Here is a 13,529-nt window from a genome sequence, read left to right on the forward strand (position 1 = left end):
ACCCTACGAGGCCATCTGCAAGGCCTGGGCAGACGAGCCCGACCGCTTCCGCCTCGATCCGATCCACTTGACCTCGGGACTGAACACCTAGGGCCGAACCCACGGGCCGGCGCGAAAACGCCCGCCGCTCGGGGAGCGGCGGGCGTCCTTCGTCATCGGATGGCTGTTGCGGCTAGCGGCCTGTGATCTTCCGCCCGGCCATGACGCCCAGGACCAGGAAGACCAGGAAGCCCACCAGGAAGAGGAAGAAGAGAACCTTGGCGATGGTGGCGGCCACGCCGGCCACGCCGCCGAAGCCGAAGAAGGCGGCGACGAGCGCCACCACGGCGAAGATAAGGGCCCATTTGAGCATGTCGTGTCTCCCGTCACGTCGTCTCTGCTGTCGCCAGTCCAACGCAGCCCGCGCCCCCGCCGTTCCGAAGCGGCGCAACGCGCCTCCGAAAGCGTGATCTTCCCTTCCCCCGCAGCGACCCGGCGCCTTATCTAAGAGGCATGGCCAAGTCCCCGCCCGAAAGCCCGGTCGAACCCTTCAAGCGCGCGCTGGCCAACGCCGCGCGCTCGCTCGCGGAATCGCCCGACCTGGAGATCGTCTATTCCGGCGAAGGCCCGCAGCTGCAGGGCAACCGCGCCATCCTGCCCCATCCGCCGCGCGACCTGGGTCCCGACGATGCGGCCCGCATCCGCGGCCTGGCCGACCAGATGGCCCTGCGCCTGGCCCACCACGACGCCGGAGTCCACGCCAAGGGCCGCCCGCAGTCGGCGCAGGGGGGCCCGGTCTACGACGCCATCGAACGCGCCCGCACAGAGGCCATCGGCGCCAATGCCCTGGGCGGCGTGCGCGAGAACCTGAAGGCGGTGTGGGACCAGGCCTACGCCAAGAAGGTCTTCAACCCCATCGAGGCCCAGGCCAATCCGCCGATGGAGGAGATCGTCGGCCTGATAGTGCGCGAGCGCCTGACCGGCGAGCCGCCGCCGCCATCCGCCAAACCTCTGGTCGACCTGTTCCGCGCCGATATCGAGGCCAAGGCCGGCGCCGACCTCGACAGGCTGCTGGCCAATATCGAGGACCAGAAGGCGTTCGGGAAGGTCGCCAAGACGATCCTGCGCGACCTCTCCATGGGCGACGACCTGTCCGACGCTCCCGAACAGCCTGACGAGGACGAGGAGGGCGGCGACGAGGGCGAGGCCGAGGCGTCCGAGGATCAGGAAGGCGGCGAGGGCGAGGACCAGTCCCCGCAGCAGACCGCCATGGACGACAGCGAGGCCACGCACCGGGAAAGCGAAGAGACCGACACCCAGGTGATGACGGCCGAGGACGACCCCGACGCCGAGGACACCGACGACCAGCCGGACATGGGCGAGGGCGAACAGCCCGCGCGGCCCGAGCTGCGCGGCGAGCCCAAGACGCCGACCTACAAGGTCTTCTCCACCGCCCACGACGAGATCGTGGCGGCCGAGGAGCTCTGCGAGGCCGAGGAGCTGGGCCGCCTGCGCGCCTATCTCGACCAGCAGCTGGCGAGCCTGTCGACGGTCGTCTCGCGCCTGGCCAACAAGCTGCAGCGCAAGCTGATGGCCCAGCAGAACCGCACCTGGTCCTTCGACCTGGAGGAAGGGATGCTCGATGTCGCGCGGCTGACCCGCGTCATCATCGATCCGACCGCGCCCCTCTCCTTCAAGGAGGAGAAGGACATGGAATTCCGGGACACGGTCGTCACCATCCTGATCGACAATTCCGGCTCCATGCGCGGCCGTCCGATCATGGTCGCCGCCGTCTGCGCCGACATCCTGGCCCGCACGCTCGAGCGTTGCGGCGTGAAGACCGAGATCCTGGGCTTCACCACGCGCGCCTGGAAGGGCGGCTCGAGCCGCGAGGACTGGCTGAAGGCCGGCAAGCCGCCGCAGCCCGGCCGGCTGAACGACCTGCGTCACATCATCTACAAGGCCGCCGACGCCCCCTGGCGCCGCGCCCGGCGCAATCTCGGCCTGATGATGCGCGAGGGCCTGCTGAAGGAGAACATCGACGGCGAGGCCCTGATGTGGGCGCACCACCGCCTGATGGGGCGACCGGAGCAGCGGCGCATCCTGATGGTCATCTCCGACGGCGCGCCGGTGGACGATTCGACCCTGTCGGTGAACTCCGGCCACTACCTCGAACGTCACCTGCGCGAGGTGATCGAGGAGATCGAGACCAAGAGCCCGGTGCAGCTGATCGCCATCGGCATCGGGCACGACGTGACCCGCTACTACCGCCGCGCGGTGACCATCGTCGATGTGGAGCAGCTGGCCGGCGTCATCGTCGACCAGCTGGCCGAGCTCTTCGACGAGGAGGTGCGCAAGCCCACCCGGGCCACGGCCAGCCTGCTGCAGCCGCCGCCGACCACGCAGGGGCCGAGCGGCCCGACGCGGGGATCGACCTTCAAGGAAGTCCGGAGAGCGCTCGCGTGACCCACCTGCCCCGTCTGGCGTCCCTCATCGTCGCGGCGGGGCTCGCCGCCTGCGCCCCCGAGACGGCGAAGCTGCCCTCGGCGCCGGTCGCCGCCGGCCCGGGAATCGCCGTGACCGCCCAGGCCGTGCCGCTGAACCCCGACGCCCCGGGACAGAGCGCCATCGGCGCCTTCCGCTACGCCGGAGGCCTCGCCCTCTCGGCGGAGAGCACGGCGCGATTCCATGGCCTGTCCGATCTCGTGGTGAGCGAAGACGGCGCGCTGACCGCCATCAGCGACGAGGGCGACCTGATCGAGGGCCGGCTGGTCTTCGCCGACGGGCGCCTGAGCGGCCTGGCCGACGTCCGGCTGGCGCCCCTGCCCGGGCTCGATGGCCAGCCCCTGCAGAACAAGGCCCAGTCCGACGCCGAAGGGCTCGCCATCCTGCCCAATGGCGACCGCCTGGTCAGCTTCGAGCGCGACCATCGAATCTGGCTCTATCCCGCCGACGGCTCGCCGCCACGTCCCGCGCCGACGCCCGAGGCGGACTTCCCCGCCAATGGCGGTCTGGAGGCTTTGGGCGCCGATCCGCAGTCGGCGCCGGACGCCTATGTCGCCGGCGGAGAAGATTCGGGGCAGACCTGGACCTGCCGGGTCTCGGCCGGCTGCACGGCGGCCTACCTGGTGGAGAAGCCTGCGGACTACGGCCTCGTCGCCCTGCGCCGGCTGCCGCAGGACCGCACCGCATACCTCCTGCGCGCCTGGGACCCGCTGCGGGGCAACCGCATCGTCCTGACGATCCGCGGCCCGGCCGGCGAGATCGCGCGCATGGAGATGGAGCGGCCGCTGACCATCGACAATTTCGAAGGCGTGGACTTCGTCCCGCGCGAGGATGGCGGCTATCGCCTCTACCTGCTGGCCGACGACAATTTCCAGAGCAGCCAGCGCACCCTGCTGCTGGCCTTCGACTGGACGCCCTGAGGGCGGAAGACGAAACAGCCGAAAACGAAAAAGGCCGGCCCCGCAGGACCGGCCTCTTCGAACCGTCAGGTCGCCTGGATCAGGCGGCCTTGGTCTCGGCGAGCTTGGCCTTCAGCTGGCGCTTGATCTTCAGAGCGCGCGGCGAGAGCTGCTCGTCGCGGGCCTTGACCAGGAAGGCGTCGAGGCCGCCCTTGAAGTCGAGCGTGCGCAGCGCCGCATTGCTGACGCGCAGCTTGAACGACTGGCCGAGCGCGTCGGACTGCAGGGTCGCCGGAGACAGCGCCGGCAGGAAGCGGCGCTTGGTCTTGATATTCGAGTGGCTGACGTTGTGACCGACCATCGGACCAACGCCAGTGAGTTCGCAGCGGCGCGACATGGTGTTCAACCTTCGCGTGGAAACCAAAACGGCGGGACCAGCCCGCGCAAGAGAGCGGGCGATATAGGCGAAAGCCGCCCGGCCCGTCAAGGCGGCGCGGGTCGGGATCTGCCTCGCGCCGTCCGCCGCATCGCCGCCGCCGTCGCCGGCCGCCCTGCGACCGCGTGACTCAGGGCGCACACGGAGCTTCTGGGTTGTGGTTAATCAAGCTTAAGCTACAATACTTGGTATGGAACAAAGCCCGAATCGGCGCGAGTCGCTGATTCGGTCCTGATTCGTTTCGCCCGCGTTCCGGCGCGCCGGCTGGCCGCGTTAACCGCCCCCCTGTGAACAGACAAGCCTTGCCTTGCGGCCGTTTTCGGCACAGTAATAACTGACCGGTCAGTTATTAGTTAGGCGCCATGCTCCCCTCCGGCCAGCCGAAGTTCCGCCGCCGCAAGGCCGCCCGACCCGACGAGATCGTCGCCGCGGCGCTGGAGATCTTTTCGGAGAAGGGCTTCGCCGCCGCCCGCCTGGACGACATCGCCGCCCGGGCCGGCGTGTCCAAAGGCGCCATCTACCTCTACTTCGCGACCAAGGAAGACATCTTCCGCGCGGTCATCGCCCAGGCCGTCCTGCCCAATGTCGGGCAGATCCGGCAGCTGGCGGCGGCCCATCCCGGCCCGTTCTCCGATCTCGCACGGGGTCTGGCGGCGCTCGCCCCGACGCTGCTCGCCCGCTCCGAGCTTGGCGGGGTGATCAAGATGGTGGTGGGCGAGGCCCGGAATTTCCCCGAAATCGCCCGTTTGTGGCACGACCAGGTGATCGACCCGGCCCTGGGGGCGCTGAGCGAGGCCATCGGCGCCGCCCAGGCCCGCGGCGAAGTCCGGCCAGGCGATCCCCGACTCTACGCCCTGGGGCTCATAGGCCCCCTGCTGGCGGGCGTCATCTGGCGCGAGACCTTCACGCCGGTGGGCGCGGAGCCCTTCGATCTGCCCACCCTCGCCCGTCAGCATTTCGAGACCGCCCTGCGGGGCATGAGCCCGGACCCAACGGCATGAATCGCCAGCGTCTCCTCATCGTCGGTCTGGTCGCGGTCGCCGGCGCGATCGTCCTTGCGCTCTGGCTGGCGCCGCGGCTGGGACATGTTGACACCCTCACGGGTTACGTCGAGGGCGAGCCGCTCTACCTCGCCTCCCCCGTCTCCGGCGCGCTGACGTCGGTGGCGGTCAGCCGCGGGCAGAGGGTCGGCGCAGGACAGCCCCTGTTCGTCGTCGACCCCGACCAGGCCGCCGCACAGCTGGACCAGGCGCAGGCCGCGGCCGAGGCGGCCGAAGCCCAGGTCGCCGATGCGCGAAAGGGCGGCCGGCCGGCCGAACTGGCCGTGCTGGAGGCCAACATCGCCGCAGCCGAGGCCCGCGCCCGCGAGGCCCAGGCCGAGCTTCGCCGCGTGGCGACGCTGGCCGAGACGGGCGTCTATGCGCCGGCCCGCCTCGACGACGCCCGCGCCGCGGCCGAAGCCGCCCGGGCCCAGCTCGCCGCCGCCCGCCGCCAGCGGGACGCTGCGGCCCTGGGCGCGCGGGAGGACCTGCTGCGCGCTGCGGAGTCCCGCGTGCGCGAGGCGCAGGCCCAGGTCGCCGCCGCCGGCGCCCGCCTGGACGACCTGTCGCCCGCGGCCCCCGCCGCCGCGCGGGTCGAGGACGTCTTCTATCAGGAAGGCGAGTGGGTGGCGGCCAACCAGCCGGTCCTGTCCCTGCTGCCGGACGACCGGGTCAAGATCCGCTTCTTCGCGCCCCAGGACACGATCCAGGCCTATCGCCCCGGCCGGACCGTCGCCTTCTCCTGTGACGGCTGCCCGGCGGACCTGACGGCGGAGATCACCTATGTGAGTCCGCGGCCCGAATTCACCCCGCCGGTGATCTACAGCCGCGAGGCCCGCGACCGGCTTGTCTATCTGGTGGAGGCGCGGCCGTCCCGGCTGCTCAATCCGGGGCAACCGGTGGACGTTCGCCCGCTGGCCACGGAGCGGGCCCGGTGACCCTGGCCATCGACGTGCGGGGGCTGAACAAGAGCTTCGGCGACAAGCACGTGGTGCAGGACGTCTCCATTCAGGTCGAGCAGGGCCGCATCTGCGGCTTCCTCGGCCCCAACGGCTCGGGCAAGACCACGACGCTTCGCATGCTCTGCGGCCTGCTGACGCCGGATTCGGGCGAAGGCGCCTGCCTGGGCTTCGACATCCTGCGCCAGGCCGGCGAGATCAAGCGGCGCACCGGCTACATGACCCAGAAGTTCTCGCTCTACGAGGACCTGACGATCGCGGAGAACCTGCAGTTCACCGCCCGGGTCTATGGGCTGGACCGGCGGCGACAGCGGGTGGATTCCGCGCTCGAGCGCCTGGGCCTGTCGGCGCGGCGCGGACAGCTGGCCGGCGCGCTGTCCGGCGGCTGGAAGCAGCGCCTGGCCCTGGCCGCCGCCACCCTGCACGAGCCGCAGCTTCTCCTGCTCGACGAGCCCACCGCCGGCGTCGACCCGCTGGCGCGGCGCACCTTCTGGGACGAGATCCACGCCCTGTCGGGCCAGGGCCTGACCGTGCTGGTCTCCACCCACTACATGGACGAGGCCGAGCGGTGCCATGAGATCGCCTATATCAGCTATGGCCGCCTGATCGCCCGGGGCACGGCCGGCGAGGTGGCCGACCAGGCCCGCCTCGTCACCCTGCGCGGCGAAGGCCCGGGGATCGACCGGCTGTCGGGCGAGATCGACGGCGCGCCCGGCGTCGACAGCGTCGCCCCCTTCGGCGCGGCCCTGCACGTCAGCGGCTCGGACCGGGCGGCGCTGGAGACCGCCCTGAAGCCCTGGATGCGCCCGCCCTATCGCTGGACCGAGGTCGAGCCGACGCTGGAGGACGTCTTCATCAAGCTGATGAAGACCTCGCAGGACAATTTCCGATGAGCGGCCTTTCCGGCGCCCGAGTCCTGGCGGTCCTGATCAAGGAGTTCAAACAGCTCACCCGCGACCGGCTGACCTACGCCATGATGCTGGCCATGCCGGTCGTTCAGCTCCTGCTGTTCGGCTACGCCATCAACACCGAACCCCGCCACCTGCCGACCGCCGTGCTCGTCCAGGAGGACAGCGTCTTCGCCCGCTCGGTGCTGACGGGGCTGAAGAACAGCGACTATTTCGACCTCGTCGCCCAGGCGCGCAGCCCGCAGGAACTGGACGCCATGATCCGCCAGGGCGAGGCGCAGTTCGCCATCACCATCCCCGGCGACTTCACCCGCCGCGTCGTGCGCGGCGACGGAGCCCAGATCCTGGTGGAAGCCGATGCGGCCGATCCGTCGGCGACCGGCGCGGCGGTCGCCGCCCTGGCGGCCCTGCCGCGCGAAGCCCTGGCCCACGACCTGAAAAGGGCGCTCGCCCCCCTCGCGCGCGGCGCGCCGCCGTTCGAGGTGGTGATCCACCGGCGCTTCAATCCGGAATCGATCACCGCCTACAACATCGTGCCGGGCCTGCTGGGCGTCATCCTCTCCATGACGCTGGTCATGATGACCGCGCTCAGCGTCACCCGCGAGATCGAGCGCGGCACCATGGAGAGCCTGCTCGCCACGCCCGTCGAGCCGCTGGAGGTGATGGTCGGCAAGCTCGCCCCCTACGTCCTGGTGGGCCTCGTGCAGACCGCCCTGATCCTGATCCTGGCGGCCACCCTGTTCGACGTTCCCATGGGCGGTGGCTGGCTTGGCCTTTCGGCCGGCGTCGGGCTCTTCATCGTCGGTTCGCTGGCGCTCGGCTTCCTGATCTCCACCGTGGCGCGGTCCCAGCTGCAGGCCATGCAGATGAGCATCTTCTACATGCTGCCTTCCATCCTGCTGTCGGGCTTCATGTTCCCTTTCCGCGGCATGCCGGACTGGGCCCAGGCGCTCGGCCAGGTCATTCCGGTCACCCACTTCCTGCGTGTCGTGCGCGGGGCCCTGCTGAAGGGCCAGGCCTTCCCCGACATGTGGCGCGAGCTGGCGGCCCTGCTCGCTTTCGTGCTGGTGGTCACGGCGCTCGCCATGGCGCGCTACCACCGGACCCTGGACTAGCCGCCCTGCGCCACGGCCCAGACGACGATCAGGCTGACATTGTCGGGGGCGCCCCGCTGGAGCGCGAGCTCCAGCAGACCGTCGGCCGCCGTCTCCGGATCGGCGGCCGCCAAATGCTCGGCGAGCTCGGCGTCCGAGACGCAGGCCGTCAGACCATCGGAGCAGAGCAGGAACCGGTCGCCGGCCGCGATCTCGGCGAAGCGCTGGTCGAGGTCCAGTTCGGCCGCCGCGCCGACCGCCCGCGTCACCATGTGGACCTTGGGATGTGTCCGCCGCGCCGTCTCGGCGATCTCGCCGCGGTCGATCAGGCTCTGGACCACGGTGTGGTCGTGGGTGACCTGTTCCAGCCGCCGGTCCCGCAGGCGGTAGGCCCGGCTGTCGCCGGCCCAGACGCACGCGAAATGCCCGTCATGCGCCAGCAGCGCGACGACCGTGGCCCCGCTCGTGCCCCCGCCCGCCTCGCCCGCCGCGCGGAAGAGGTCGCCGTTCACCTGCTCGACGCCGCCGATCAGCGCCCGCAGGCGCTGATATCCGGAGCCGTCCGGCGTCAGGCGATCGAGCGCCTCGACCAGGCGCGAGGCGGCGACCTCGCCGGCCTGGTGACCGCCCATTCCGTCGGCGACGGCCCATAGGCCGGCGTCCGTCCGGACGAGCAGCCGATCCTCGTTGAGCGACCGGACACATCCCGCATGGGTGCGAGCGGCGGCGCGGAAGGTCAGGCGCGGGGGGCAGTCGACCTCCCCCATGCTCAGCCGCCGCCCTCGACATAGCCCTGGGCGAAGGCGCGGGTCAGGGCCCCGCCGTCCACGAGATCGCGGTGGCGCTGATTGTGGATGTCCCAGCGCAGGGCCTGGGCGCCCTTGAGAAGGCTCGACTGCCGCTTGGCTTCCGCCTCGATCGCCGCCGGCGAAAGGCTGTCCACCACCAGCTGGGCCATGGCGTCGACGCCCTTCGACAGGCCGGTCATGTGACGGCCGAGATCGTCGAACGAGGCGCGCACGGCGTCGGCCCCGGACAGGAATTCGCTGGCGCCGTCGCAGAGCAGGTCCTGCGCCAGCCGGCGGGTCGGCGTCCACTTGAAGGGATTGTTCTGGGCCGCCTGGATCGTGGTGCGCTCGAGCTGAGCGGCCTCCTTGACGCGCGCGCGGTCGGCCATGAGGGCCGAGAGCCCCAGGACGGTCTGCTGATAGACGGCGCCGATCCGCTGCATCAGTTCGTGCGGCTCGACGCCGGAGAGGGCCGAGGCGTCGAGACCTGCGCCTTCGCAGAAGGCCTCCAGCAGCGATCCGTCGCGATGCGGCGGCCGCGGCGCCGGAGCCGCATCGCTCCAGCCCTCGGCCAGCGGCGTGCGCACGCCGCCCAGGGCCCCGTGGACCGTGGTGGAATCCGGCGACGGCAAGGGCCGTTCGTCGGGGCGCTCCACGAGCACGCTCAGCGGGCCCAGACGCAGGCTCTGGCCGGCGAAGATCTCCACCGGCTCGCCCGCCGGCGCGCGGGCGCCGTCGTCGAGGAACGTGCCGTTGGTGCTGCTGTCGCAGAGGAAGAGGCGGCCGTCCTCCACGGTCAGCGCGCAGTGGATGCGCGACAGCACGCTGTCGGGATCGGCGATCGGCCAGTCGGCCGACGGATCACGGCCGAGGGTCAGCCGCCCCTCGCCGAGCAGGCGCGCCTCGACCTGCTCGAAGGGACGGTCGCGGTGGAACAGACGGCAGATGTACATGGCCGCCTCAGGCGCTCTGCCGCTGGTCGGGGGCGAAGGGCGTCCCCGCCGCCGGATCGGGCGCAGCCGGCAGGATCTGGGTCGCCTCCACGGCCTGCGGCCGCCGGCCGAAGGGACGTTCGGCCGCCAGCAGGCGCTCCTGGACCTCGGAAGCCATGCGGTTGAAGCCGTCGAAGAGTTCGCCGAACTCGTCGCGCCGGCGGTGCGAGATGCGGAAGTCGAAATCGCCCATGGCCGCGTCGCGCAGGGCCTGCTTCAGCCGGCGCAGCGGCAGCGTCATGAGACGGCCGAAGACGAAGCCCAGGCCCGCGACCACCGCCAGCACCAGGGCGGCCAGGCCGAGCATCAGGTTGCGCGACGTCGCGGCGGCCGCGTCGAGCTCGGCCCGGCTGATGCTGACCTCGATCAGGCCGAAGGGCCGGTCGGCATAGACGATCGGATGGACGAAGCGGAAGCCGGGCTGATCGTTCTGCAGCGCGATCTCGGTGACGACCACGTCGTCGCTCCGGCGCACCACCTTCTCGCCGGTGGGAGGCGCGTAGCGGCGGCCGATCTGGGCCGGATCGCTGGCCCCGCGGATAATCCCGTCGGCGTCGACCATGGTCATCCAGCGGACCGACTGGTCCTGGGCCGCGGCGGCGATGAAGGCCTGGATCGGCGACCAGTCCTGCTGTCCTTCCGGCGCGGCGGCGTTCTCCACCGCCGGCAGCGCCGCATTGCTGGCCACGAAGGCGGCGATGGAGGAGCCCGAGGCGAGCGCGATCTCCTCCATGGCCGCGTGCTGACGCGACAAAACGGCGGTCATGCTGGCGACCAGGGCGAGCGCGGTCACCGCCACCATGGCCAAGGTGAGGCGCAACTGGAGCGGCACGTAGCGGCCGCGAGCGGCGTCGTCGGCGCGGACCGCCTCGTGCGCCTTGATCTCCCGCTCCACCGCGCGCTTCAGCTCGGCGCCGTCGACGAAGCGTCGCTCGGGCCGCTTGGCCAGAAGCTTCTCGATGATGAAACGCAGCCCGCCCGCGCAGCCCGGCGCCAGGGTCGAGATCGGTTCCGGGTTCTGCTGGGTGATCTGCAGGGCGAGCGTGGCGGCGCTGGAACCCGAAAAGGCCGGACGGCCCGTGACCAGCTCGTAGAGCACGGCGCCGACCGAGAAGAGATCCGAACGGCCGTCGACCGTCTGGCCCAGCGCCTGCTCGGGGCTCATATAGCGCGGCGTGCCGAGCACCTGCCCCACCTGGGTCTGCAGGAGCTCGCGGTGGCGTTCTCCAGGATCGGCCTCCGCCACGCGGGCGATGCCGAAGTCCAGGATCTTGATGGTGCGCCCGTCAGGGGCGAGCATGATGTTGGAGGGCTTGATGTCCCGGTGGACCACGCCCGACAGGTGAGCGTAGCTGAGCGCGCTGGCCAGTTGCGCCGCGATGGCGAGCACCCGTTCGCCGTCCAGCGGCCCTTCCCGCTCCAGCACGAGGTCGAGCGGCTCGCCCTCGAGCAGCTCCATGGCGATGTAGGCGTAGCCGCCGGCCTCGCCGACGTCGTAGATCGTGACGATCGCCGGATGGGCCAGGGCTCCGGCCGCACGAGCCTCGCGCAGGAAGCGGGCGCTGTATTCCGGCGAGCGGCGGAACTCCGGCTTCAAGATCTTGATCGCCAGCACCCGGTCGATGTCCGGATCGTGAGCGCGCCACACCTCCGCCATCGCGCCTTCGCCGATGCGCTCTTCCAGTTCGTAGCGACCCACCCGTCCCATCACCTCATCCCGCCTTCCGGCTCTCCGAACGCCTCCCCCCAGAGACTCCTCCGTCCCGGCGCATCGGGCGCCGGACTCGCCCTAGGATTGTCACGACAGGTTAAGACGGGGTTCGAAACCGCGACGAAACGTCACGGTGCGCTGCGCACGGCGCGGCTGATCCGCAAGGCCCGCTCCAGATCGCGGGCGATCAGGGCGTTGTCGGGGTCCAGCGCCTGGGCCTGGCGCAGAAGGCGGACGGCGCTCTCCACATTTCCGCGATTGAGCTCGGTGAGGCCCTGGGTGCGCAGCTTTGCCGCCTGGGCCGCCTGGGCCGCCTGGGCGCCGCCGCCCGGCTTCTGGGCCGGCGCCGGGGAGCTCTCCCGCGGCGGCGGCGGGGCGGAGCGCGCCTGCGGCTCGGCGGCGCGGCGGGGCGCGGGCGAGGCGGCGGGCGACGAGGACTCGTCCTCCGGCGGGTTCGGGATCGGCGCCATCTCGCCCCAGGCGCGGCCCGGCGCGGCGGGCTGCGTCTCCGCCGGCTGCGGCGAGGGCGTCGCGCAGGCGGCCAGGAGGGCGCCGGCGAGGGCGGAGGCGGCGGTCAGGCGCGCCGCGGAACGGAGGGTCGTCATGCTGAGAGCTCTTTCGCCGTCAGGTTCGGATCGGAGGCGGCGCCGACCAGCCGGCGCGGCCAGTCGGGATCGGCCGCGAGGCGGCAGAATTCCTCGGCCGGCAGGGGGCGCGAGAAGCGGTAGCCCTGGAAGATGTGGCAGCCGAGGGCCTGCAAGGCCGCCACCTCTTCCGGCGTCTCCACGCCCTCGGCCAGGACCTGGAGGTCGAGGCCGCGGCCGAGTTCGATGAGCGCGCGGCAGATGGCGCGGCTGTCGCGGCGCCGGTCGGCCTGGGTGACGAACTCCCGGTCGATCTTCAGTTTGTCGAACGGCAGGTTCTTCAGATAGCTGAGGCTGGAATAGCCGCTGCCGAAATCGTCGATCGCCAGGCTCACCCCCAGGTCCCGGAGGGTCGAAAAGAGCCGCACGGTCCGTTCGCCGTCAGCCATGGCCGCGGTCTCGGTCAATTCGAGCTCCAGCGCCTGCGGCGGCAGGCCGTGGCGGGCCAGGGTCCGTTCGACCTTGGCGCTCAGGTGCGGATCGAGGAGCTGTCGGGCGGAGAGGTTCACCGCCACCTTCAGCCCCTGTGCGCCGGCCTCCCGCCAGCGGCTGGCTTCGCGGCAGGCGGTGTTGAGCGCCCACAGGCCGTAACGGTCGCTCAGACCCAGCGCTTCGACCACGGGGATGAAGCGAGCGGGCGACACCGGCCCGAGTTTCGGATGGTTCCAGCGCATCAGCGCCTCGGCGCCGACGACGCGGCCGGCGGCGAGATCGACCACCGGCTGGAAGACCATGGCCAGCTGGTCCTCGGCGATGGCCTGGGCGAGGTCCTGCTCGAGCATGAACTGCTCGCGCGCCGCCTCCGCCGAGAGCGGCGCCCCATGGCTTTCGAGGCCGCCGCGGGAGAGCGCCGCGGTGGCCTTCAGGATCAGCCGGCCCCCTTCGGCGCCGTCGCGGGGATAGGAGACGGCGCTGACCTCGACGGTCGGCGAGAGCACGGCCTCGGACCCGCAGATCTCCTGCCGCGCCACATGGGTCAGGGCGCGCAGCTCGCCGAAGGCCTCCGCCATCTCGGAGCCGGAGAACCAGATCGCCACGCAGTCGCGGTCGATCTGGCCGAGGGCGTGACCGGACTTCACCGCCGCCCCGAGGCGTCCGGCGAACTGCGCCAGGGCCTCTTCGGCGAAGGCGAGGTCGAAGCCGGCGAGGCGGTCGAAGTCGGCGAACCGCAGAAGCCCCATCAGACGCGGCGTTCCGCGCTCGGCGACGTCCCGTGCGATGGCCTCGCAGAAGGGCTCGCGGGTGGGCAGGCCGGTGACGGGGTGGAGCTGGGCGGTGCGGTGATCCAGGGCGGCGAGACGCTCGACGAGCCGGGCGACGGCGCCGGTCGCCGAGCCCGGCCGATCCTGCAGGACCCGCGCAGCCAGGCGCTGGGCCCGGAGCCGGTCCCAGACGCCGAGAAGGGTCAGGCCTGCGGCCGAGGCCAGGATGACGGAGGCGAGCGGGGCGGCGTCGCGCCAGAGGGCGCCGCCGACGACCGCCAGCGCCACGGCCGCCGGCCAGGCTGCGCCGATCAGCCGCTCGGCGAGGCGCTCGGCCATGCGCAGCGGGGGCCGCGTGCGTTCGCCCGCCGC

At 71.5% G+C, this 13,529-nt stretch carries 13 protein-coding genes; 6 read left to right on the top strand and 7 right to left on the bottom strand.

Features of this window, described 5'->3' with window-relative positions; all coding sequences use genetic code 11:
• Window positions 1-172: 172 nt before the first annotated feature.
• Entirely contained in the window at window positions 173-352 is a 180-nt protein-coding gene (locus tag H2041_RS06325) for a DUF1328 domain-containing protein (RefSeq protein ID WP_293410723.1), read from the bottom strand.
• Between the two features lie 140 nt (window positions 353-492).
• On the opposite strand from H2041_RS06325, the gene cobT reads away from it, so the two are divergent.
• Both cobT and H2041_RS06335 read left to right on the top strand, forming a co-directional pair.
• A complete protein-coding gene (cobT, locus tag H2041_RS06330) occupies window positions 493-2,445 on the top strand; it encodes a cobaltochelatase subunit CobT (protein ID WP_293410725.1) in 1,953 nt (650 codons plus the stop codon).
• A complete protein-coding gene (locus H2041_RS06335) occupies window positions 2,442-3,404 on the top strand; it encodes an esterase-like activity of phytase family protein (RefSeq protein ID WP_293410728.1) in 963 nt (320 codons plus the stop codon). Before cobT ends, H2041_RS06335 begins: the two co-directional genes overlap by 4 nt.
• Window positions 3,405-3,483: 79 nt before the next feature.
• On the opposite strand, the gene rpmB is transcribed toward H2041_RS06335, so the two are convergent.
• Window positions 3,484-3,780: a 50S ribosomal protein L28 gene (gene rpmB, locus H2041_RS06340; RefSeq protein WP_293410730.1), complete on the bottom strand. Its 297-nt coding sequence runs from the start codon at window positions 3,778-3,780 to the stop codon at window positions 3,484-3,486.
• Window positions 3,781-4,181: 401 nt separating this feature from the next.
• Between rpmB and H2041_RS06345 the strand changes: the two genes are divergently transcribed.
• From H2041_RS06345 to H2041_RS06360, 4 genes are read left to right on the top strand one after another with little or no spacing between them, the layout of a single operon-like run.
• Entirely contained in the window at window positions 4,182-4,820 is a 639-nt protein-coding gene (locus H2041_RS06345) for a TetR/AcrR family transcriptional regulator (RefSeq protein ID WP_293410733.1), read from the top strand.
• Window positions 4,817-5,797 (top strand): HlyD family efflux transporter periplasmic adaptor subunit, encoded by a 981-nt coding sequence (locus tag H2041_RS06350; RefSeq protein WP_293410736.1) that lies wholly within the window; start codon window positions 4,817-4,819, stop codon window positions 5,795-5,797. The genes H2041_RS06345 and H2041_RS06350 overlap by 4 nt, the downstream gene beginning before the upstream one ends.
• Window positions 5,794-6,711 (top strand): ABC transporter ATP-binding protein, encoded by a 918-nt coding sequence (locus H2041_RS06355; RefSeq protein WP_293410738.1) that lies wholly within the window; start codon window positions 5,794-5,796, stop codon window positions 6,709-6,711. The genes H2041_RS06350 and H2041_RS06355 overlap by 4 nt, the downstream gene beginning before the upstream one ends.
• A complete protein-coding gene (locus H2041_RS06360; RefSeq protein ID WP_293410740.1) occupies window positions 6,708-7,841 on the top strand; it encodes an ABC transporter permease in 1,134 nt (377 codons plus the stop codon). The genes H2041_RS06355 and H2041_RS06360 overlap by 4 nt, the downstream gene beginning before the upstream one ends.
• Here H2041_RS06360 and H2041_RS06365 read toward each other — a convergent pair.
• The 5 genes from H2041_RS06365 to H2041_RS06385 form a co-directional block, all read right to left on the bottom strand.
• On the bottom strand, window positions 7,838-8,587 hold the full coding sequence (locus H2041_RS06365; RefSeq protein WP_293410743.1) for a protein phosphatase 2C domain-containing protein: 750 nt from the start codon (window positions 8,585-8,587) through the stop codon (window positions 7,838-7,840). The genes H2041_RS06360 and H2041_RS06365 overlap by 4 nt on opposite strands.
• A gap of 2 nt (window positions 8,588-8,589) precedes the next feature.
• The gene (locus tag H2041_RS06370; RefSeq protein WP_293410745.1) at window positions 8,590-9,561 is read right to left on the bottom strand and encodes a type VI secretion system-associated FHA domain protein; all 972 of its coding nucleotides are present in this window, start codon (window positions 9,559-9,561) and stop codon (window positions 8,590-8,592) included.
• A 7-nt stretch (window positions 9,562-9,568) separates the two neighbouring features.
• The gene (locus tag H2041_RS06375; protein ID WP_293410747.1) at window positions 9,569-11,308 is read right to left on the bottom strand and encodes a protein kinase; all 1,740 of its coding nucleotides are present in this window, start codon (window positions 11,306-11,308) and stop codon (window positions 9,569-9,571) included.
• A 131-nt stretch (window positions 11,309-11,439) separates the two neighbouring features.
• Window positions 11,440-11,916: a hypothetical protein gene (locus H2041_RS06380; RefSeq protein WP_293410749.1), complete on the bottom strand. Its 477-nt coding sequence runs from the start codon at window positions 11,914-11,916 to the stop codon at window positions 11,440-11,442.
• The gene (locus H2041_RS06385) at window positions 11,913-13,496 is read right to left on the bottom strand and encodes a bifunctional diguanylate cyclase/phosphodiesterase (RefSeq protein WP_293410751.1); all 1,584 of its coding nucleotides are present in this window, start codon (window positions 13,494-13,496) and stop codon (window positions 11,913-11,915) included. Before H2041_RS06385 ends, H2041_RS06380 begins: the two co-directional genes overlap by 4 nt.
• Window positions 13,497-13,529: the final 33 nt, after the last annotated feature.

Source organism: Phenylobacterium sp., assembly GCF_013911965.1.
Taxonomy (GTDB): Bacteria; Pseudomonadota; Alphaproteobacteria; order Caulobacterales; family Caulobacteraceae; genus Phenylobacterium.